General features: G+C 72.2%; 25 protein-coding genes. 9 read left to right on the top strand and 16 right to left on the bottom strand.

Annotated features, from left to right (window positions below):
• Positions 1-78 precede the first annotated feature (78 nt).
• From ACZ4Z1_RS37540 to ACZ4Z1_RS37490, 11 genes are all read right to left on the bottom strand, one after another.
• Complete coding sequence (locus ACZ4Z1_RS37540) at positions 79-417, bottom strand: hypothetical protein (protein WP_468491159.1); 339 nt, start codon at positions 415-417, stop codon at positions 79-81.
• 241 nt (positions 418-658) lie between these two features.
• The gene (locus ACZ4Z1_RS37535; protein WP_468491158.1) at positions 659-1,318 is read right to left on the bottom strand and encodes a hypothetical protein; all 660 of its coding nucleotides are present in this window, start codon (positions 1,316-1,318) and stop codon (positions 659-661) included.
• Between the two features lie 164 nt (positions 1,319-1,482).
• Positions 1,483-2,616, bottom strand: coding sequence for a site-specific integrase (locus ACZ4Z1_RS37530; RefSeq protein WP_468491157.1), 1,134 nt, complete (start codon positions 2,614-2,616; stop codon positions 1,483-1,485).
• Positions 2,613-3,062 (bottom strand): hypothetical protein, encoded by a 450-nt coding sequence (locus tag ACZ4Z1_RS37525; protein WP_398485960.1) that lies wholly within the window; start codon positions 3,060-3,062, stop codon positions 2,613-2,615. The genes ACZ4Z1_RS37530 and ACZ4Z1_RS37525 overlap by 4 nt, the downstream gene beginning before the upstream one ends.
• The gene (locus tag ACZ4Z1_RS37520; protein ID WP_468491156.1) at positions 3,059-3,283 is read right to left on the bottom strand and encodes a hypothetical protein; all 225 of its coding nucleotides are present in this window, start codon (positions 3,281-3,283) and stop codon (positions 3,059-3,061) included. The genes ACZ4Z1_RS37525 and ACZ4Z1_RS37520 overlap by 4 nt, the downstream gene beginning before the upstream one ends.
• Positions 3,280-3,630: a hypothetical protein gene (locus ACZ4Z1_RS37515; protein ID WP_468491155.1), complete on the bottom strand. Its 351-nt coding sequence runs from the start codon at positions 3,628-3,630 to the stop codon at positions 3,280-3,282. The genes ACZ4Z1_RS37520 and ACZ4Z1_RS37515 overlap by 4 nt, the downstream gene beginning before the upstream one ends.
• Entirely contained in the window at positions 3,627-3,794 is a 168-nt protein-coding gene (locus ACZ4Z1_RS37510; protein ID WP_468491154.1) for a hypothetical protein, read from the bottom strand. Before ACZ4Z1_RS37510 ends, ACZ4Z1_RS37515 begins: the two co-directional genes overlap by 4 nt.
• Before the next feature lie 7 nt (positions 3,795-3,801).
• Complete coding sequence (locus ACZ4Z1_RS37505; RefSeq protein ID WP_468491153.1) at positions 3,802-5,040, bottom strand: hypothetical protein; 1,239 nt, start codon at positions 5,038-5,040, stop codon at positions 3,802-3,804.
• A 187-nt stretch (positions 5,041-5,227) separates the two neighbouring features.
• Entirely contained in the window at positions 5,228-5,512 is a 285-nt protein-coding gene (locus ACZ4Z1_RS37500) for a hypothetical protein (RefSeq protein ID WP_468491152.1), read from the bottom strand.
• Entirely contained in the window at positions 5,509-5,862 is a 354-nt protein-coding gene (locus tag ACZ4Z1_RS37495; RefSeq protein WP_468491151.1) for a hypothetical protein, read from the bottom strand. The genes ACZ4Z1_RS37500 and ACZ4Z1_RS37495 overlap by 4 nt, the downstream gene beginning before the upstream one ends.
• 3 nt (positions 5,863-5,865) lie before the next feature.
• Positions 5,866-6,342, bottom strand: coding sequence for a hypothetical protein (locus tag ACZ4Z1_RS37490; protein ID WP_468491150.1), 477 nt, complete (start codon positions 6,340-6,342; stop codon positions 5,866-5,868).
• A 289-nt stretch (positions 6,343-6,631) separates the two neighbouring features.
• On the opposite strand from ACZ4Z1_RS37490, the gene ACZ4Z1_RS37485 reads away from it, so the two are divergent.
• The 9 genes from ACZ4Z1_RS37485 (at position 6,632) to ACZ4Z1_RS37445 (ending at position 13,717) form a co-directional block, all read left to right on the top strand.
• Complete coding sequence (locus ACZ4Z1_RS37485) at positions 6,632-6,835, top strand: hypothetical protein (RefSeq protein WP_468491149.1); 204 nt, start codon at positions 6,632-6,634, stop codon at positions 6,833-6,835.
• A gap of 18 nt (positions 6,836-6,853) precedes the next feature.
• The gene (locus ACZ4Z1_RS37480; protein ID WP_468491148.1) at positions 6,854-7,447 is read left to right on the top strand and encodes a hypothetical protein; all 594 of its coding nucleotides are present in this window, start codon (positions 6,854-6,856) and stop codon (positions 7,445-7,447) included.
• Positions 7,448-7,474: 27 nt separating this feature from the next.
• Positions 7,475-7,789 (top strand): hypothetical protein, encoded by a 315-nt coding sequence (locus ACZ4Z1_RS37475; protein WP_398485949.1) that lies wholly within the window; start codon positions 7,475-7,477, stop codon positions 7,787-7,789.
• A 327-nt stretch (positions 7,790-8,116) separates the two neighbouring features.
• A complete protein-coding gene (locus tag ACZ4Z1_RS37470) occupies positions 8,117-8,293 on the top strand; it encodes a hypothetical protein (RefSeq protein ID WP_468491147.1) in 177 nt (58 codons plus the stop codon).
• Between the two features lie 91 nt (positions 8,294-8,384).
• A complete protein-coding gene (locus ACZ4Z1_RS37465) occupies positions 8,385-9,599 on the top strand; it encodes an AAA family ATPase (RefSeq protein WP_468491146.1) in 1,215 nt (404 codons plus the stop codon).
• A gap of 124 nt (positions 9,600-9,723) precedes the next feature.
• Positions 9,724-10,509 carry a hypothetical protein gene (locus tag ACZ4Z1_RS37460; protein WP_468491145.1) on the top strand — a complete coding sequence of 262 codons (786 nt, stop codon included), beginning with the start codon at positions 9,724-9,726 and terminating at the stop codon, positions 10,507-10,509.
• A gap of 72 nt (positions 10,510-10,581) precedes the next feature.
• Complete coding sequence (locus ACZ4Z1_RS37455; protein WP_468491144.1) at positions 10,582-11,058, top strand: hypothetical protein; 477 nt, start codon at positions 10,582-10,584, stop codon at positions 11,056-11,058.
• 861 nt (positions 11,059-11,919) lie between these two features.
• Positions 11,920-12,825, top strand: a complete 906-nt coding sequence (locus ACZ4Z1_RS37450) for a methyltransferase domain-containing protein (protein ID WP_468491143.1) — start codon at positions 11,920-11,922, stop codon at positions 12,823-12,825.
• A gap of 601 nt (positions 12,826-13,426) precedes the next feature.
• Positions 13,427-13,717: a hypothetical protein gene (locus tag ACZ4Z1_RS37445; RefSeq protein WP_468491142.1), complete on the top strand. Its 291-nt coding sequence runs from the start codon at positions 13,427-13,429 to the stop codon at positions 13,715-13,717.
• A gap of 207 nt (positions 13,718-13,924) precedes the next feature.
• Here the strand turns inward: ACZ4Z1_RS37445 and ACZ4Z1_RS37440 are convergent, their stop codons facing one another.
• From ACZ4Z1_RS37440 to ACZ4Z1_RS37420, 5 genes are read right to left on the bottom strand one after another with little or no spacing between them, the layout of a single operon-like run.
• Positions 13,925-14,704 (bottom strand): helicase associated domain-containing protein, encoded by a 780-nt coding sequence (locus ACZ4Z1_RS37440; RefSeq protein ID WP_468491162.1) that lies wholly within the window; start codon positions 14,702-14,704, stop codon positions 13,925-13,927.
• Positions 14,705-14,719: 15 nt separating this feature from the next.
• A complete protein-coding gene (locus ACZ4Z1_RS37435) occupies positions 14,720-15,118 on the bottom strand; it encodes a hypothetical protein (RefSeq protein WP_468491141.1) in 399 nt (132 codons plus the stop codon).
• Positions 15,119-15,133: 15 nt separating this feature from the next.
• Positions 15,134-15,745, bottom strand: coding sequence for a DUF4913 domain-containing protein (locus ACZ4Z1_RS37430; protein WP_468491140.1), 612 nt, complete (start codon positions 15,743-15,745; stop codon positions 15,134-15,136).
• Positions 15,735-17,477 (bottom strand): type IV secretory system conjugative DNA transfer family protein, encoded by a 1,743-nt coding sequence (locus ACZ4Z1_RS37425; RefSeq protein ID WP_468491139.1) that lies wholly within the window; start codon positions 17,475-17,477, stop codon positions 15,735-15,737. The genes ACZ4Z1_RS37430 and ACZ4Z1_RS37425 overlap by 11 nt, the downstream gene beginning before the upstream one ends.
• Positions 17,478-17,479: 2 nt before the next feature.
• The gene (locus ACZ4Z1_RS37420; RefSeq protein ID WP_468491138.1) at positions 17,480-19,024 is read right to left on the bottom strand and encodes an ATP-binding protein; all 1,545 of its coding nucleotides are present in this window, start codon (positions 19,022-19,024) and stop codon (positions 17,480-17,482) included.
• Between the last annotated feature and the right edge of the window lies 1 nt (position 19,025).

Here is a 19,025-nt window from a genome sequence, read left to right as displayed (position 1 = left end):
CGCCCCTCCTTGTTTTTGCGCCCCTTCCCCCTCCCCTCTTTCCCGCCGCTTTGTGGACCCCCGGGCCCGCTGGGGGTTCTACCGCTCGCGTAGCTCGTACGGGCTGATCTCCTCGTACCGGTCGTCAGACTCCTCCTGGCCGAAGCCCGATTCCCAGCGCTCCGGCCAGTTCGCCGGACCGCCGACACGGAATCGGTCGTCCGCCCACCTTGGTTCTCCTACGCAGAAGGCGTGAACCTGGGGCTGGTCGTCACCAGACCGGCGGACGAACTTCTCGTCGTAGATGAGGAAGTGGCCCATGTCGTCGCGGTCTTCGCGAACTTCCTCCGGCAGCGTGACCACACGGGTCACCTTGTCCTCGTCGACATCGACTTCGACCATCACCGGCACCACGTACCGAACCCACCGCTTCGCCACCGCTCCGCCCCTTCTGCCAGGTCTTCCGGCGGCAAGCTATCGGGAGAGCGCCACAACGGGCAGTTGACCCCAAAGCATCACTCTCAGGTACTTGTCACTTCGTCGCAGCTTCGGGAGTACCGGGCCGACCGAAACGTTTCCGGGATGGACGTTCGAAGCTTGGCAACGCGTCCAGGAAGTGGTTCGGCCGAACCACTTCCTGGATTCCCGTTCGGTGCACGCCGCTCAGTTGGGCAAGCGGCTATGGACGGGCAGGGAGCAGGGTGAGGCGGACGCTGCGGCCCTCCAGGTGGAAGCTGAACGGGGCCACGATCTCTGGGCCGACGTTCTCGACCAGCCACGTGTCGTCGTCGTCCTTGCCGCAGCGCACGTACAGGTGCCCGTCGAGTTCCACGAGCAGTGCGGCGCGCTCCAGGCGTTCGCGGACGTGGTCGGTGAAGGCTGACTTGCCCTTCTCCCAGGCGTCACGGACGTGCTTGTGCACGGTGGGCAGCTTGTGCGCCACCAGCGGCCATGCGTAGCCGGGGCCGGGCCGGCGGGCGACCCGAAAGCCCTGCCAGGAACCGAAGCCGCCCTCGGGGAGGCCGCAGTCGCGGGCCAGGTCGCCCCACCGGTTCGCCTTGATGTGGCGGCGGCAGCGCTCACACGCCTTCCAGAGCATCGCGGCGATAGGCAGGCCGATCCGGATGCCCGAGCCGGGGACGAGTTCGCGGGAGTCCTCGGCCTGCCCGGCCGGGAAGGCCCACACCACCGGGGGCGACTCGATGCCGACGATCGGGCCGTTGGGGCAGAAGTCGCAGGCGGCTCCCGCGTTCTCCAAGTTCATCGGCTCGGCAACGACAGCCTCGTCCCGGGGCGCTGGGACACCAGTGATCGCTTCGAAGACCGTGTTGGGTTCCATGTCCCGCATAACTACCGGGGGCGCTCCGAGGTGAGGGCTTCCCCAGGTTCAGCTCATCCGATGGCAGGGTTCGCAACGTCGTCCAGACGAGTGAGGCGGTTCTCTTTTCCGGCCCTCAGCTGAGGGCCGGAAAAGAGAACCGCAGGCCTGCTTCCGCCGTCAGGTCACAGGCCGATGCCCTCGGTGGCGGCGTCCTCGAAGGCGGCGCCCTCGTCCACGTACTCCCAGAACACGGGAGAGTTGGGCGACCAGCCGCCCTGGCGGCGGAGCTTGTCGATGCGCTTGCGGTTCTTGATGCCGAGGGTGACCAGGGTGCGCCGGGCGGAGTGGCCGGTGATCCGGCGCCCGGTCAGCCCCGCGTACTGCGCGGAGCGGGCGAGGGCGCGGCCGACGCCGTCCGGGGACAGGCGCTGGGTGCCCTGGTGGCCCCACTGGTCGACGGGCAGGAAGGCCGGGCCGTCGGGGTCCGCGCCGGCGGCGAGCTTGGCGGTCCGGTACGCCTGCCAGCAGCGCACCGGGCAGGTGCTGCGGTTCTCGCCGTACGTGACGGGGGCCTGCCTCTCCGGACGGCCCTTGACCGAGGGCACGCTGACGATCAGCCCTTCGTCCACGACCGCGATGTCCGGGTCGTCCAGCTCGGACATCTCCTCGTTGCGCCCGGCGACGGCCACCTTGAGGGCGTTGAGCGCCTGGTCCCGCAGCCGGGCCAGCTCCGGCACCCGGTAGACCGTGCGGCGCCGGGCCGTCGGCTGCGGCTTGCGCTCGTGCGGGGCCTCCGCCATCGCGCGCAGGTCAGCCGGGCTGAGGGAGGCCGCCTTGCCGCGGCCGCGCTGCTGGCGCTTCTTGTCCAGCTTGATCGGCTTGAGCGCCTGGGTGGCGGCCGCCCGGGCGGCCTTGGGCACCTCGTAGCCGTACCGGCGGGCCTCGGAGGCGACCCCGGTCACCCGGCGCTCGATCGAGTTGGGCGCGGCTTCCTTCACCTCGTCCAGCCACTTCACGAAGGCGACGTAGGTGCCGACCGTGATCGTGCTGAGCGGCAGACGGACACCGGTCTGCTCAGCGAGCCACCCGTGGAACTCCTGCCACAGCGCCCAGTCCCGGGCGTACCCCTTCTTCGTCTTGCGCGGGCGGTCGTTGTACAGGTCCTCGGCGGCCTTGGTGTCCAGCGCGGCGAGCACGGCGGCCACCGGGTCGGGCACGGCGACCGCGCCGGCACCGGGGGCGTCGTCCTCGACCAGCTCGCCATCGACCACCTCCACCGGCTCCAGCCCGGTTCCGTGCTCCTGGGCGGTCGTCATCGGGCCTCACCCAGTCGAGCGGGGCCGTAGCTGAAGGAGAGCACCCCGTGATCCTCGGGAACCCCGTGTTCCTTCACGGCCATCTGCCGAACCAGGTCGAGCAGGCCCAAGCGGGTGTCGTGCGGGAGCGCCAACGTGTCACCCCAACTGCTGTACTGGCGCTCGCCGGAGTGGTCGCGCCATGCCACGGCCAAGGTCCAGAAGACCGGAAGGGGCGGCTCGTCCGCGAGGACGAGAACGTTGGGCGAGAGATCGAACCACGGCGTGGAGTAGCGGTCGAACCGCAGACCGAACTCTGTCTCTGCGCGGCCCTGGGCGCCGTGAAACAGGTCGGCTCGGGTGTCATCGGGGCCGGTCAGCACCACATCGGTGAGCGTTCGGTAGTAGGGAGCCTCGGGCAATGCCACCGTGATGCCGCGGAAGTAGCGGTCCGTCGCGGTTGTCACTCGGCGACCTCCTCCACCGTCTCGGCGAGCCTGCCGACCCGCTGGGCGGCATGGGTGATCCGCTTCGCCTCGACCCGGAGCTGGGAGCCATCCTCGTCGTGCTCGGTCCGCAGGCGCGCACCGGCCTCGGCACGCTGCTGCGCGAGCGAGGTGAGCGGCGTGCCGGCCGGAACGTCGCCGGGGCGGCGGACCGTGTCCGCGGTGGTGTGCTGGCCGGTCATGCCTTCTCTCCGAACGGGTTGGGGACGGTGCGGCCGGTCTCGCGCAGCCACTGGTGGAGCGCCTTCTCCTCGGCTCCCAGTCGCCTGAAGGCGGCGGCACCGGCGGGCGTCAGGTCGAAGGCCACCCGGGCGCTGCGGGTCTGCGCCCACTGGCACAACTCCCACTTCGGCTGTCCGGTGGCGGCGTTGTACGAGGCCGGGTGCAGCGAGCCGTCCCGCACGAAGGTGTCCCGCTCGGCTTGCCGCTGTGCGACCTTGGCCTCGACCTCCTGCTGCGCCTCGGTGATCCGGTCCTCGAAGTACGCGGTGACGACGGCCGTACCGTCGATCTGCTCGGAGATGCTCACTGCCCCTGGTCCTCCTTCGTGTCGGTCGCGGCGGACGTCTCCAGCTCCGCCGCCACCCACTTCGCCGCCGCGGTGACGGACGTGAACGGCTTCTTGGCGCAGTCCGGCCGGTGGGCGACGGGCTGCCAGCCCAGGTGGGCGGCGAGGGCGTCGGAACTGCTCATCGGGCGGTCACTTCCCGTCCGCGGTGAGCCAGCGCAGGGCGCCGGTGACGGCGTCGCGTGCGCCCTGGTCGTCGCCCGCGCGCACGGCGTCGACCAGGGCCAGGCCCGGGGTGTCCGCGCGGTAGACGAGGACGAAGGCCGCGTCGTCGTCGGGGAGGGCCGCCGGGAGGGTGTCCACGCGTCGCTCCGGGGCGAGGATGATGCGGGCGGTGCGGACTTCCCCGGCCCGTACGGCGCGGGGCCGGTGGCCGATCCGGTGCACCAGGTCGTGGGCGGGGTCGTCGTCCTCGGTGCACCCGCCGGGGCACGGGCGGGGCTGCGGTTCGGCGTCGTGCCGGCGGGCCAGCTCGCTGCACAGTTCCGCGAGCCGCTTCACGCCGACGGTGCGGGTCTCGCCTGCGGCGACGGAGCGGGCCAGCGTCTCGGTCTCGCGCACCAGGTGCTCGGGCGCCAGGTGGAAGGCGTTCGGCAGGTCCAGGTGCTCCCGGCCCTCGGCGGTGAGCGTCGGGACCATCGTCCCCCGGGCCGGGCCCACCCAGGTCACGGCATCGGGGGCGGTGTCCAAGTCGGTGAGGCGGTGGGGGGCGAACCGGGCCTTGCCCCGGCCCGTCTCGTCCTCGGGCTCGACCGGGTACGGCTTGCGGCCCTGCCGGATCAGCCGGGCGATCTCCTCGCGGGCCCCCTCCGGGGTGCCGTCGGGGAGCAGGCCGCTCTCCCGCGCGAGGAAGGCGGCCTCGTCCAGCCACAGCACAACGCGGTCGGTGGAGCCGCCGGTGCGCTCCTGCTGGACGGCGAGCACTGCGGCGAGCATGTCCTTCGCCGAGGAGACCGTCTTGCCGGGCATGGCCTTCTCCAACTCCCCACGCAGCTTCAGGAGTTCCACGGTCTGGCCCTGGAGCTGGGTGGCGGCCCACTTCCGGGCGGCCTCGGCCTCGGCGTCCTCGGCGGCGTTGCGGCGGTACTGCTCGGCGACGGCGACGCAGACGGCGGAGTCGCACAGCACGCGGGCCACGGCCTCGGCACCGTCGGGGTGTTCGATCACCACCACGTCGGCGTCGGCAAGCTCGGCGGCGACGCACTCGGAGACGAAGCGCAGGCCCTCGCGGGCGGCCTCCATCAGGGCGGAGACGCCCCGGCTGCCGTGCTCGGCGAGCTTGGCGTCATCCCAGCGGGCGCGCTGGGTGTGGACGGTGTAGCGGCGGTCCGGCTCTCCCGGTACGAGGAGCAGCGGTACGGACAACGGCATGTCAGTCACTCTTTCGGGTGGTGGCGGCACGGGCGAGCCGGGCCGGGAGAGGGACGTCCTCACCGGCCAGCGGACCGCCGTCCGGGCGGGCGAGGGCGCGGCCGCCCTCCGGACAGCTCAAGCTGCCCCGTATTGACGGGAGTTGCCTGCGGTGCCGGCGTCGTGGCGACGGTCGGGAAGGTCGGCATCACGGGCCCTCGGTGAGCATCGGGTCAGCGGTCGACTGGCCTTCCCGGTAGGTGGCCTCTCCGCCGTCGTAGTCGCCTCCGTGGCGTACCACGAGGGCCTCGACGTCCGCGTGCCGCTCGGTGAGCCGGGCCGTCTCGACGTCGCGGCCGGCCAGCAGCAGCCACCGCGCGCCGTCGGCGGCACGGATGCGCGTGACGTAGTCCGTAAGTTCCTCGGCGCAGCTCCGGGCGCTGGCCTGGTCGGGGAAGTAGGCCCAGTGCGTGTAGGCGATCGTGGGCATCATGCGCCCGCCTCGTGCAGGAAGATGGTGGCGCGGAAGCAGCCGCCGACCTCCTCCAGGCCGGTGCCGAGCTTCCACCCGGCGTACAGCTCCTCGCGGCCGTCGCGGGTCGTGCGGGTGTCCACCGAAACGCCGACGTGCGCGGCCCAGCGGCGGACGGCATCGCGCTGGCCCTCGGGGGTGTGGCTGAGGCCGTCGGCCTCGCCGGTGAGGGCGCCGTTGGAGGCGAGCGTCCACGTCAGCGGGGGCAGGCCGTGCTGCGCGCCGTGCGCCAGGAACGTGGCGAGCTGCTGCTGCCCGTTCTGCTGCCAGCGGTAGCGGACGGCCGTCGGCACGGTCTCGGTACCGGTCACGGGTCAGTGCTCCTTCGTCGCGGGGCGGGGCCCGGCCTGCGGGCCGCGCCGGGATGCGGGCCGCTGCGCGTCGATCTCCGCCTGGACCTGCGCCTTCAGCGCCTCGCCGCGTGCGGCGTCCTCCGCGTCGGTGTACTCGACGTACACCCACCGGGCGGTGTCGTACCCCTCCTCCCCCCGCCACGGGAAGACGGCCCGCCACAGCAGGTTCCAGGCGTCCTGGAGACCGTGCAGGCAGCGCAGCCGGTCGCTGCGGTCGTAGAAGCTGTCCGCGGCGAGGGTGTCGGCGTGGCGGCGGACGGCGAATTCCGCGTGGCGCACGACGGCGTCCAGCGCGGCGGCCGTCCGGTACGCCGGGGTGCCGTAGTGTCCGTCCATCTGGGCGTGCAGGCGCGGCACGAGGAAGTCGAAGACGGCCGCGGCGTCGGCGGCGGTGAGGTCCACGACGTGGAGCCGCGGCGGTACGGGAGTCGATGACACAGGCGTTCGGTTCCCTCCGGGTGGGCGGGCCGGACGGTGACCTGGCGTCATGTCCGGTTTATCGCCTCGGATATGGCACATTATCCGAGCCGAGACGCACCGTGCAGCCGATGCGCGAAATCCTCACCCGCCCGAGTACGGAATCCGGCCATATTCTCCGGGGCCTGTACGGCGGAGGGTTCCGTCGGGCACACTCCTCATACGGATCCCGGAGACTGGGCAAGAATCCGTCGGAAGCCACGGATCATGGAGCCCGTCCCGGCCCACCAACCGACGACGAGGAGCACCGATGAAGGACCGGAAGCTCGCGAACGCCATCGAGCGGGAGAACGTGGCGGAGGCGCTCGGCGAGCTGAGCGCCGCGGACCGCACCACCTGCTACCCGCACCAGGAGCGCGCCGAGGACTGCGCCGACCTGCACGCCCCCGGCGGCCCCGGCCGCGGGATGGACGAACCTCTGGACCTCGACTACGTCCGCGGCCACCGCCCCTGACCTGCCCGGAAAGGCCCCATGAAGATCACCATTGAAGGCGCGGACCCGGAGTTCGCCGCGCAGCTGGTGGCCCTCGCCGCCCAGCACCGCCGCACGGAGCTGACCGTCATCGACACCGGGTGGACCATCGAGCGGGCCGAACGCTACGTGCGCTCCCTGCCCGCCGGCGCCCGGACGTTCGCCCAGATCGTGGTCGACGGCGGCGGCCGCGCCGACGCCGACACCCTCCGCAGCGCTCTCGGCAAGCTCAACGGCCCCACCGTCGCCCTGTCCCGCGCCCTCCCGCGCGGGGTGCGCGAGGGCTGGTGGCCCGAGGGCATGGAGGCTCCCATCCACGTCTTGTACGACGAGGCCAACCCCTCCTGGCAGAAGGCCATCGCCTACCAGATGGCCAGCGAGAACGTGCCCACCTTCCGGGCCGCCCTCGACCGGCTCGCCGCCACCCGGCAGACCGCCCGGGCGCTGGGGATCACCCCCGGCGGCACGGACAAGACGACCCTGAGCTGGACCCCCGACTTCGTCGCCGAGAAGGCCCCGGACGTCACGTCCGTGGATCTGGACAGCGGTTCGCACCCGCCCACCGACCCGGACGAGGAGGAGCAACAGCCGTGACCACCAGCCTCGCCGCTTAGGAGCACCATGCCGAATCTGCACCTTGTCATCGACATACCCGAACCGGGCGACTGGCACGGACGACTCGACGTGCTCGAAGCCTTGGAAGCCGCAGGGTGGATCGCCGACGAGGAGATGCCTCTCAGCATCCTCCGGCATCCGTCCGGCGCCGTCTGGTCCATGACCAACGAGTCCGGCGACTCAGGGCTGACGTGCATCAACGGAGCGAATCCTGATTTCCCCTGCGACACTCCGTCCGTTGTGGTCATTGCCGCCTGCCTGGCCGCTACCGCGCAGCACACCACCGCCTACGCCGACCGCCGCGCGGACGGCACCTGCTGAGGGCTGGGATGACTGCGCCAGGAGCCCCCGTGCCCAACGACGTTCTCCTCTTCTTCCAGCTCGAACCCAACCGGCTCGGGTGACCGGCCGCACCCGCCGCGGGGTTGCGCGCCTTGCCCGCGGCGGGTGTAGGGCCCCCGCCCCCCTCGACCACCGGACCAGCAGGTCAGGAACCTGATGCCGTCCTCTCGGGCGGCGGCGTCCGGGCGCCTGCCGGGCGGCTTGCGCGGCTAACCCCGCCCTGCCGCACGCTCCGGGTCCTGTCCGGTGCCCGCCCCGCCACTGAAGGGGCGAACACCCGCTGTCCGTCCCGAGAGGAACCCGCCCGTGTCCACCCTGCACCTGCTCGTGATCCTGCTGCTGGCCGTGGTCGCCGTCCTGGTCTTCGGCGCCCTGGTCTACCTGGCCCACCAGCACCCGGCCTGGCGCGAACCCCTGGTCGTCGGCTTCACCGGCCTGGGGCTCCTGGCCGCCGTCGTGACCCTCATCGTCACGCGCCGGTGACGTGACGATCGGGCGTCCGCGCCGTCCGGGGCGGGCCGCCAGCGGCCCGCCCCGGCACCGCCGCTCCCCCACCACCGAGGAAAGGAACCCCATGACGACCACCGGCACACCGCCGTGCCCGGAATGCTCGACCCCGACCGCCCCGCTCACCGTCGACGGGGAGGACCTCTGGCGCTGCCCCGCCCCCGACTGCGGCCGCCGTACGTACGGCACCGGCAGCGAGGACGACGACGCGCTGCCGCCGTACACCGAGACCGACGCCGACGGCACCGTCCTCGTCTACTACGGCAACGGCCACCTCGACGTGGAAACGACCACCGAATGGGCCGCACAGGACGGGCCGGACCAGGGCGACGAGGAGCCCGCGGCCTTCCGGGTCGTCCCGCCGCTCGACCTGGCGCCCGGCACGCTGCTGGTCGCGGTCGGCCCCGGGGCCGCAGGCAAGTCGACGTACGCCGACACCGCGGCGGTCGACGCGGTGGTCTGCCTCGACACCCTGCGCGGCGAGATCGGCGACGCGGGCGACCAGTCCGTCACCCCGGCCGCCGTCACGCGGCAAAACGCCCTGCTGGAACGCTACTTGAGCACCGGGGCAACGGTCTGCCTCGACAGCACGAACGTGGAGCCCCACGTGCGGGCGCAGCTCGTGGAGCGGGCCCGCCGGCACCGCCGCCCCGTCGTCGCCCTGCGCTTCCTGCCCGACCTCACCACCTGCCTGACCCGCAACAAGCAGCGGCCGGCCAGCCGGCGCGTGCCCGACGACACGCTGCGCTGGCAGCACCGCCTCGCGTGCGAGGCCACCCCGGACGCGCTGCTGCGGGAGGGCTTCACCGCCGTGCACCACATCGACCCCGTCCCGACAGGAGCCACCGTGTCCAACGACGTCCTTGCCCCCGAGCGGATCGCGGATGCCGTCGCCGCCCTGCGCAAGGCACAGGAGGGCGACGAGGAGGCGCGCCGAGACCTCGCCGCGTTCTTCCCGGAGTACGAGGGGCTGGTGATGCAGACCGATCACGCCCGCTACCTCGAACTCGCCGCCCGCGCCGGTCTGGTCGCCACGCACCTCCTGCTCCTCCAGAGCGGCGGGGAGTGGCTGGCCTCGGTGGACACCTACACCTCCGACCTCGCCCTGCCGCTCGCGTCCGTGGCCCTGGGGGGCTACGACACCAGGACCGAGGCGGTCCGGGAGACGGTGCGCGCCGCGACGGACCACGGATGGACGCTCGCCCCCGAACACGAGTGGTCCGACTTCGACTGCGGCGGCGGGGAGATCCACATCCCGATCCACGCGCGGCCGACGCACTGACCAGTCAATCCCGTCTCTGACCAGCGAAAGGAGCGCATCCGATGCGTACCTGCACCCGTATTCAGCGTCGCCGGGACCGCGGCTGGCGCTCGTTCGTCGCCCGCCCTGCCGACGGGGAAACGGAGTGAGCGCGACCGACGAACTCCCCCGCCTGGACCGGGCGGAGACGTACGCGAAGACCGTGCACCGCATCTACGGCGACCGCCGGGCGGCCCCGCCGGCGCGGGAGCTGCTGCTCGCCGTGGCGTACGCCCTCTTCGTCGCCCCCGGGGACCCCGCACGGGTGCTGAACACCGCCGCCCGGGCTCTGGGCCGGAGCACGACGACCGGCCGCCCCCGGTTCGACGCCCTGGTCGCCGACGACGCACCCCGCTACGAGCCGCCCCGCGCGGCGGGCGACTGGGGCCCGGGCGGGGCGCCGGGCTGCGAGGCGCCCCGCCTGCGCCCGTACGTCTACCGGCCGCGCCGATCCGCCACAGGCGGGAGCGAGGAGGCCGCGGTGCCCCTGCGGCCGCTGCCCGAGCCGGTGGTGCACGTCGGCCCGGGCTACGTCCCGCCGGTCGACGTCCGCAACGAGCGGCAGATCTGCGGCGCCGACTCCCACCACAAGGTGGTGGAGCTGGACCCGCGGACCGGCTGGGTGCTCCCGCACTGGTTCTGCAAGCGGCACGTCGACCACGCGGAGCGCGTCGCCGAACAGGTCCGCAAGCAGAACGCGGCCGCGCCCGAGCCGATCCCGAACCGCGGCGGCCTGCTGCCGGCGTACTTCAAGGCGCCGTGGGAGGACGTCTACCGGCACTACGCCGCGGCGAGCTGGAAGCCGCCCTCGTACGGCCTGTCCGCCGACGACTGGCCCGACCCGGGCAACCCTCCCCCGGCGAGCTCCCCGCGCCGCCTGCGGGCCGTGTAGCCGCGTTTTATCTGGCCAAATAGACCACCTACCAGGGCCGGGACTCCCCCGGCCCGTACGAGAAGGAGATCCATGGGCACATACGAGGAAGACGTCGCCATCGTGCTGCGCGAGCGTCGTGCGTCCACCTGCACCTGTGGCGCGAGCAACCCGCCGCACTACGACGCCTGCCACGACTGCGGGCAACCGCTCGTGACGTGCGCGACCTGCGGGGCCGTCAGCCCGCAGCGCTACGGCGGCTGCACCGAGTGCGGGTGCGAGACCGCCGCCGAGTCGCTGGGGGACCACGAGGAGGGCTACGAGCTGACCCACGCGGAGTTCGTGAACCTCCAGGTCGGCCCGCGCAGGGTCGGCGGCCGCTATCGCGTCGGCGCGAACGGAGAGGCCTACGAGGTCCTCGACGTCGAGCGGGAACGCCCGTCGGGGACCTGGCCGTCGTGGCAGATCACCGTCCGGTGGCTGGCCGACGGCCGGACCACCTCGCACTGCACGCGCTGGGACGACCGGCACGACACCGTGATCGAGCAGCCGCCCGCCTCCCGGCCGTAGGTGCTGGCACCTGGTGCACCACGGCGGTGCGGACGCACAACGACGCGGGCTCCGGCTCCCCCTCGAAGGGGACCGCCGGGGCCAGCGGGTTATCTGGCCAGAGAGACCACCTCTCTCAGGCGGACTCCTCCGGCGCGAAGTTCTCCAGGCAGTCGCCGCGGGCACGCCGGGCGCCAAGGCCGTCGTGCAAGAGGGGTAAACGGGCGGTGAGTTGTGGGCTTTCGGGGCTGCCCAGCGGCACGTGGAGCGTAGTATCGGGGCGTCTGGCGAAGGCCGGGCCGTTGGGAGCCGAGCCCGGCTACCTCGTTGTCGCGAGGTGGATCAGCGGGCTCGGCTTTTTCTTTCGCCGCAAGACGCGGCTGTCCAGCGCTGCCGGAGTAGCTGGGCGGCGTGGCAAGGCCACGCGAACGGGCTTGCGTCGGCACCTGGCTCGGCCTCGGAGTCGGCGCCGGCGCGCCGTCGCTGCCGCCGAAGACGGCGAGCGCGGCGATCATCGCGCCGATGATGACGAGAACAGCACCGGCGACCAGGGCGACGGTGCGCCCGGAGGGCGGGGGAGCGCTCATTCGCGGGGTCCTTCCGTACGGGAACGTGGCACCGCGGAGGGTGGCGGGCCCGTACGGTTTACGTCGCGCGCCCGAGCCGCCCATGACGGTCGCGGAGGCGCTGATGACGCGGTGAGGCATGGTGGCGATCACGGGCGTGCGCCGAGCACACTGGATCCGCGACAGGTGGGGAGGACGGCATGGAACACCGTCGGGATGGAAACGGCCAAGTTGGCGGCGATCACTCCAGCCCGGGTGATCCGGGTAACCCGCCGCCGGAGGACGACGGTACCGAAGACGCCGAGGACGAAGAGGAGTGAACGACGCCGTCGGCACGGTGCAGGAGGCCGCCGAGCTGCGCGAGCAGGTCGCAGCGCAGCTCGACAAGCGCGGGTACTTCGAGGGCCAGTCGTGGCTGCGGGACGCCTTCATGGCGGTGCCGCGCGAGCACTTCGTCCCCGATCGCGTGTGGTGGCCGGTGGCGAAGGATGGCGTCTTCCCGCTGATGGATCGCACCACGCGGCCCCGGCAGTGGCTCCAGGCCGTCTACCGGACACAGCAGATGCTGATCACGCAGATCGACGACGGCGCGATACAGCCGGAGGAAGGCCCGGTGACCACGGACGCCTTCACCGATTTCACCAGCTCCATCTCGTGCTCCGCCGTAGTAGTGGAGATGCTGCACCACCTCGACCCGCAGCCGGGCGAGACGGTGCTGGAGATCGGCACCGGCACGGGCTACAACACCGCGCTGCTCGCCCACCGTGTCGGCGCGGGCAACGTGACCTCGATCGAGATCGACCCGCAGATCGCCGAGTGGGCACGTAAGCGGCTGAGCATGCTGGGCATCGGCGCGCGGCTGGTAGTGGGCGACGGCGAGAAGGGGTACGCCGACGGCGCGCCGTACGACGGCATCTTGTCTACCGCAGCTGTGCGCGAGGTCCCCCGGGCCTGGCCTGCGCAGGTCCGTGCCGGAGGAGTGGTCGTCACGCCGGTCGCCACGCCCTTCAACAGGGACGGGGGCACGTATGACGGCCTGTGCAGGCTGGTGTGTGACGGCAACGGCAACGCCGAGGGCCGGATGGTGTCGGGGGTGGCCTTCATGAAGGTGCGCGGCCAGCGTTCGCAACGCCCCTTCGAAGAGCTGGGCTGGCCCGCGTTGGGCGACTACCAGGTGAGCGTGTCGGCGGAGGCTGGGCAGCGGGTGCGCACCGGGCCGTGAAGGCGTTGGGGTGGGCCGTGTCCGCAGAGCCGGACGCTCGCTGGTCAGGACTGCCGAGGTGGAGTTGAGCGATCCCAGCAGGCCCGAATCCTGCCGAGCTGCGCGGCCTGGCGGTCACCGCTTGCTGAGGCTCACCTTCGGCGGGGCCGCGATCCTCGGCGCGGCCGGTGGCTTCGCAGGTGTACCGACCGCCCGGCTTCTTGGCCGCAGCGTCCGGGGCGACCGGGTGCGCCACGCCGGGCCCGCCCGCCGAGGCGTGCCCGCTGCCCTGCCCGGCGCCGTACACGGTGCAGGGGCGGGACCCGGCCGGCACGAAGTCACCCCCCTTCGAGGAGACGGTGGCACAGCGCGGCGCCCGGCTGCTGTCGTCGGCGCGGGTGGCGACCGCGACGATGCACGTGAGGAACATGGCGACGATGACCAGAGCGTGCAGAACGACAAGCCCGGCGGCAGCGGAACGGGGGTGCGGGGAGCGGGTCATGGTGGCCTTCCTCGGTCAGGTGGCTGCGACGGTGCCACCCCGCACGTCTTGCGTCGCGGCTGCGGGCGCGCCGCCTCGAGCCTCGAGCACTATCGGCAACAGGCCCCCTACTCTCTGGCCATGGACACTGTGCGGGCCCACAACACCCAGCTCATCACCGCCGCAGCCGATCTGATCCGCCTCCACATTGGCAATGACCCCGATCCCGTAGAGGTCTGGCGGCTGGTAGCCCGCACCGCCGACGAACTCACTGCCGAAGGAGAAGATCAGGCAGCCATCGCCGTTGCGCTGATCTCGATCATCTGCGGTACCACCGCAGGTCTCCTCGTTGCCGACGGCGGCGCCCACAATGCACACCGCTTCCTCGACGGGCTGACAAGAGCAGGAGGCTCTGTTCCCCGCCACCGGTAGGGCGGCGCTCTACGGTGTGTTGCTGCCGTACTGCGGCCGCAGGGCAAATCGGCCGGGCCGGGCCGCTCCGTTGCACCGGGGCGGATTCACTGGGTCCGGCCTTTCCGCTGCGCCTGCCCCGGGTTCACGCTGCAGCGGCCTTCGGTCCTCACGGACACTCCACCACGCCCGTGGCCTGGAACTTCTCTTCGGCGGCTGCGGACCGGGTCACGTTCGTCCACCGTCCCGTCCCCACCGGATCCCGAGATCGGTCAGCGCGTTGACCTGCTCGTCGTTCAGGCGCCCGGCGCGGCGGGCCGCGCGCTGGCGCCCGAGCCACGCGTCAAGCCGCAGCCCGCCGACGACCTCCCCGGCGGGCACGATGAGGTTCCCGTGCTCGCGCGCGTAGGTCTGCGCGGCGGCCAGCCCGCGGTCCCAGCTCTTTTCGGCGTGCTTGCGGCCGCCCTCGCAGGGGTCCGGTGTCCTGCGCGGCGGGGGCTGCCAGTCCATGCCGAGCTGGTCGAGAGCCGCGGCGACGGACGGGGGCAGCTCGCCTGCGGCACGGACGGCACGCTGCCGGGCCAGCCACGCCCCCAGGGCGACACCGTCGTGGCTGGTGCCGTAGGGCATGACCAGGGTGCCGTGCTGACGGTGGTAGGAGGCCGCCGCAGCCAGGGCCCGCCGGCGCAGGGGGTGCTCCTCGTCGCGCCAGACCATACCGACCCGTTCCAGGTCACTGATGCGCTGCGCGGACAGCTTCCCGGCCGCGTACTTGGCCCGCATCTGCGAAACGAAGGCCCCCAGCCGGACACCGTCGCGCTGACAGCGCTGCGGGACCAGGGTGTCGCCCGTCTCCTGCCGGTAGGCGGCCAGGGCATCGAGGTTCCTCTGCCAGGCCCGGTCCCGGTGTTCCCAGATCATGCCCAGCGCATCGAGGCGGCCGATCCGCTCCTCGGCGAGAGTGCCGGCGCGCCGGTACTGCCGCTGACGCACGATCCACTGGCCCAGCGCATCGCGGCCCGGTCAGCCCCGCGGGTGCTCGCAGGAGGGACACCCGATGGACGCGGCCTCGGCGGCGGACGCGCCGGCCGCTTCGGCGACCGTGCGCCAGCACAGCGGCAGGCCGGTCTCATCGAGCGTGCGCCCGCCGGGGTACTCCTCGTCCGGGCCGTGGAAGATCGCGACGAAGGGCTCCACGCCGGGCAGGACGATGCGAAGCGGCTCAGCCTGCGGGCCATACAGGTACGCGGGCGGGATGGACGCAAGGTTCTCCCACACCAGGCAGTCCAGCACCTGCGCCACGCTCTGGCAGCCGTGGCCGTGCCCCTCGCACAGCTCCCACGTACTGCCGTCGGGACGCAGCACCTCCAGGCGCTCGGTGACGGTCAATGTGAAGGCGTCGAACGTGTCGTGACCAGGCATGACGGGGTCTCCTTCTCAGTCTTCGCCGTGCGTCCAGGCGCTGGGCACCAGCCCCGGCAGCCGGTGGCCGATCTGATGCACGCCTTTGGTGCAGCCCGCGAACGGGCCCGTGCTCGCCCGCAGCTCCCGCAGGGCGGGGTCCAGGTGGTCGCGGTGCCACACCGAGGGCCCGGTGTAGCCGCAGGACGCCGGGTCGGTCAGCTCTTGCCAGGCCAGCCACGCCGCGTGCAGCCGGGCGACGGCGACAGAGTGCTCGAACCACAGATGGCACCAGCGGGCGTCGGCCGACGGCTCGGCGAGGTAGCCGGGCACGAGCACACCCTCGACCCACTCGATCAGGGCACGCAGCTCGTCGTCGTACGCCGGGGGGTCGAGCAGCAGGATGAACGGCGGGTACTGCCACGCCTCTTCGTCCGCGTCTCCCTCCGCGGCGGCCTGGTCGCCAGCGGCCGTCTCGCCCTCCGAGGCCTCGCCCGGCTCGGCGTCGCCACCCTCGGTCAGCGCCCTGACCTGCTCGGCAAGGGCCGTGACCTGGGCGGTCAGGGCCGCGTTCCGGGCCTTGAGGTCTTCGATGTCCTCGAACATACCCACCGGTACGGACAGTTTCGGGTCCGGCTCATCGGCCATCGCGGGCCGCCTTGCGCTCCTCGTACGCCGCCACGGCCCGCTTGGTGATCGCGTGCTCCTCGGCCTTCAGCTGCGGGCCGACGTAGGCCAGCGCCTTCTCCGCGTACCAGGGCCGCAGCCGGACCTGCGCGACGGGCATCCCGGTGGCCAGCAGCAGCGCGGTCCCCTTCCGCATCGCCCGGATGTCGGCGGGGTCCATGACCTGCTCGCGCTGCTCGGAGACGCTGCGGCTGTAGCCGTCCTTGCTCTTGGAGTACGAGCCGCGGCCGACGAAATGCGCACCGACCATGGTGGAGACGTCACCGGCGAAGCGCGCGTCGTCGATACCGACGCCGATCAGCTTCTTGGTGGCGGCCGACCACATCGCATCCATGCCGACCTCGCCCCACGCTTTCACGCCCTGGCGGTAGGACTGGAGGATCACGAACGGCGTGATGCCGCGGCTGCCGAGGTGGCTGTAGAGGTCGGGCAGGTCGGCGATCTTGCAGATGTTCGCGGCCTCGTCCAGGACCGCGCGCATCGGCTCGGGCAGACGGCCGCCCGCGCGTTCGCCCGCCTCGGCGCCGGCGATGAACACCGCATCGGCCAGGGCGGCCACGACCGCGCTCGCCGGGCCGCCCTTCTTCGACAGCAGGTAGAGGGTGTCCTTGCTGGTCGCGAAGTGCTCGGGGTCGAAGCGCGGGTGATACTTGTCCGGCGTCACCCAGGCGAGCACCTTCTCGTCGCGCAGCGCGCTGACGGCGGTGCGGGCGTTCTGGTAGATCCCGGACTGGGTCTCCTCGGCGATGTTGATGGAGGATTCGACCTGCTCGGCGAGTACCGGCTCGTGCTCGTACAGAACCCGCAGCGGGGCCTTCTCCTTGGGGTCGGCCAGCCACCGCATGACGTCGCGGACGCTGCCGCCCTCCCACCATGCGGCGCGGAACAGGCCGACCAGGAGGTCGCCTGCGGCCTGGGACCAGAACGGATCGGCCTGCTCGCTGGTGATCTGCGTGACGAAGTGCGAGGCAAGGCGTTCGGCGCCTTCCAACGTCTCCGCCTGGGCGATCATGTCCCACCACATCTGCCGCTCGGCCTGCGCCACGCCCTGGGTGTCGAGAATCCAGGCCTGCCCGGCCCGTGAGCGGCTCGCGAGGGTCGCGGCGTACACGTCCGCCTTGTTCGACGTCATCAGCAGCGCCGCCGGCGCCTCCTCCGCCACCGGAATGGCCAGCGACGTGCTCTTGCCCGCGCGGGGCGCCATGATGGCGACGTAGGTGTCCTCGTCGCTTCCGCGCAGCTCCACGCCGGACGGCAGGTGGTCGCCGAGGAGCACGCCCCGGTCGCGGGCCGGGACCTCGGCGGGCTTGGTGTTCTTCAGGGAGGCCCGCAGGCGGGTGGCGGTACGGGCCGCCTGCTTGGGCGTCAGCTCCCGCACCTGGTACAGCGTCGCCAGGTCGGAAGGGTTGCGGAACCACCGGAAGCACAGTCGCAGGCCCCATACCACCAGGGCGATGACGAGGATGTCGAGCAGTCCGGCGCCGATGACGGACGCGGTCGGGGAGTGCGCCCACACCGTCGGCCACCGGGTGGCCATCTGGAACAGGCCCGCCGGGGACAGCGGGACGGGTGCCGGGTCCTCGCCGGTCACCAGTGCACCGGCGGCCGCCCCGGCCCAGGTGGAGACGGACAGCGTCACCGCTCCCCCGAACAGGATGCCTCCGGCCGCCCACGCCCTATCGTTGTCCGTCATCATCAGTGCGGGTCCCCCTCGTCCACGGTGTTGTTGTCGGTGCGGTACAGCCGGGCCTCGGTGGCCGTCAGCTCCATTGCCGCGGCGATCCCGGGCCTGGTTCCGATCTTGATGAGGTATTTGCCGCGGCCGGGGTGGACCTGGTCGCCGCCGGTGTCCAGCCCGGTGCTGGTCGCCGAGGACCAGGACTGGATCATCATGCGTTCCTGCTCGGTCAGGGCCCGCTTGCCGGTGACGCGCACCAGCTCCTCGGCGGTGGACGCGCCGAGCACCCAGGTGTCGCACCGGTCCATCAGGCCGCGCGCTTTGGCCCGGTCCTCCTCGGTGGGCAGGGACTCGCTGTCCAGCAGCGAGTGCGTCACATAGATCGTCACATCGTCGGTGGTGCGGTTGAGTCGGCTGATGCTGTCCATCGCGTCGACCAGGCCGGGGCCCGAGCGCAGGGCGCGCCACATCTCATCCATGGGCAGCACGAGCTTGCGGTTCATCAGGCCGATGCTGCGGGCGCTGTCGACGCTGGAGTACGCGTAGGCCCAGGTGGCGATCATTCCGGCGGAGATGACGTCGTTGCCGCGGGCCCGCAGGCCGGAGATGTCCACGGACACCGCCGGGGCGTGCAGGTCCAGCGGGGTGGTGGTGGGCCCGTCGAACAGGCCCTTGAGCGGGCCGCCGACCAGGTTGTCCAGCCCGGCGATCACCGAGCGGGTCAGGTCCCGGTAGGTGTCGTCGTCGGCGGCGAGCTTGTCGCGGACCTCCTGCGGCGCCTGCCGCAGGACCGTGATGACGTCGGGGATGATCGGGTCGTGGCCCGGGGTGGCGTCCGAGGCGAGCTGCACGGCGGCGGTCAGCGCACTGCGCTCGATCTCGTTGGGCGCCCGGCCCAGCCCGTTCTTGGTGGCCAGCAGGGCGCCGAGCGTCTCCAGGCGGCGGCCGTTGAGCACGTCCAGGAGTCCGGTGCGCTCCCGGGCCGTCAGTGCGTCCAGGTGGCCCTTGAGCGGGCCGGAGTCCAGCGGGTTCAGGCGGCCGATGCCGTCGCCGATGCGCACCACCGAGCCGCCGAGTTCGGAGACGAGCTGGCTGTACTCGCCCTTGACGTCGCCGGGCACGACCATCATGTAGCCGTAGGCGGAGTAGACCAGGCAGATCCGCTTGACCAGGGCGCTTTTGCCCGCGCCGGGCTGCGACATCACCCACACGCCCGGGTTGGTGGTCAGCTTCCCGGTCCAGCCGGACGGGTCGATGCACACCAGCTCGCCGGTGAGCACGTCGCGGCCGGCGGGCACGCCGCGCGGCGGCAGCCCGGCCCCGAGCAGGAACGGGTACAGGGCGCCGACCTGGGTGGAGGGGCCGGTGTAGACGGTGCCGGTGTCCTCGACCGGGACGCGCCCGCTGAACCGGCCGCCCCAGCCGAGGCGGCCGGCGAAGCGCCGCTTGGCCTGGCGTTCGGCGCGGGCTTCGGCCCGCCGCTGCGCCGCGGTGGTCTGCGGCGCGTCGCCGGGTGTGGTCATCCGCCGCGGCGTGCTGACCTTCTGCTGCGGTTTGGCCATG

It is taken from the genome of Streptomyces sp. NPDC030165 (genome assembly GCF_055573595.1).
The sequence above is the reverse complement of the archived record's forward strand: the minus strand, read 5'-3'. Positions and strand labels throughout refer to the sequence as shown.

Coding starts and splice junctions, on each gene's coding strand:
- ACZ4Z1_RS37500 (WP_468491152.1), bottom strand. CDS start 5,512: ATGATGCCCACGATCGCCTACACGCACTGGGCCTACTTCCCCGACCAG.
- ACZ4Z1_RS37480 (WP_468491148.1), top strand. CDS start 6,854: ATGAAGATCACCATTGAAGGCGCGGACCCGGAGTTCGCCGCGCAGCTG.
- ACZ4Z1_RS37420 (WP_468491138.1), bottom strand. CDS start 19,024: ATGGCCAAACCGCAGCAGAAGGTCAGCACGCCGCGGCGGATGACCACA.
- ACZ4Z1_RS37510 (WP_468491154.1), bottom strand. CDS start 3,794: ATGAGCAGTTCCGACGCCCTCGCCGCCCACCTGGGCTGGCAGCCCGTC.
- ACZ4Z1_RS37455 (WP_468491144.1), top strand. CDS start 10,582: ATGGGCACATACGAGGAAGACGTCGCCATCGTGCTGCGCGAGCGTCGT.
- ACZ4Z1_RS37435 (WP_468491141.1), bottom strand. CDS start 15,118: ATGCCTGGTCACGACACGTTCGACGCCTTCACATTGACCGTCACCGAG.
- ACZ4Z1_RS37430 (WP_468491140.1), bottom strand. CDS start 15,745: ATGGCCGATGAGCCGGACCCGAAACTGTCCGTACCGGTGGGTATGTTC.
- ACZ4Z1_RS37505 (WP_468491153.1), bottom strand. CDS start 5,040: ATGCCGTTGTCCGTACCGCTGCTCCTCGTACCGGGAGAGCCGGACCGC.
- ACZ4Z1_RS37445 (WP_468491142.1), top strand. CDS start 13,427: ATGGACACTGTGCGGGCCCACAACACCCAGCTCATCACCGCCGCAGCC.
- ACZ4Z1_RS37485 (WP_468491149.1), top strand. CDS start 6,632: ATGAAGGACCGGAAGCTCGCGAACGCCATCGAGCGGGAGAACGTGGCG.
- ACZ4Z1_RS37425 (WP_468491139.1), bottom strand. CDS start 17,477: ATGACGGACAACGATAGGGCGTGGGCGGCCGGAGGCATCCTGTTCGGG.
- ACZ4Z1_RS37475 (WP_398485949.1), top strand. CDS start 7,475: ATGCCGAATCTGCACCTTGTCATCGACATACCCGAACCGGGCGACTGG.
- ACZ4Z1_RS37535 (WP_468491158.1), bottom strand. CDS start 1,318: ATGGAACCCAACACGGTCTTCGAAGCGATCACTGGTGTCCCAGCGCCC.
- ACZ4Z1_RS37520 (WP_468491156.1), bottom strand. CDS start 3,283: ATGACCGGCCAGCACACCACCGCGGACACGGTCCGCCGCCCCGGCGAC.
- ACZ4Z1_RS37465 (WP_468491146.1), top strand. CDS start 8,385: ATGACGACCACCGGCACACCGCCGTGCCCGGAATGCTCGACCCCGACC.
- ACZ4Z1_RS37530 (WP_468491157.1), bottom strand. CDS start 2,616: ATGACGACCGCCCAGGAGCACGGAACCGGGCTGGAGCCGGTGGAGGTG.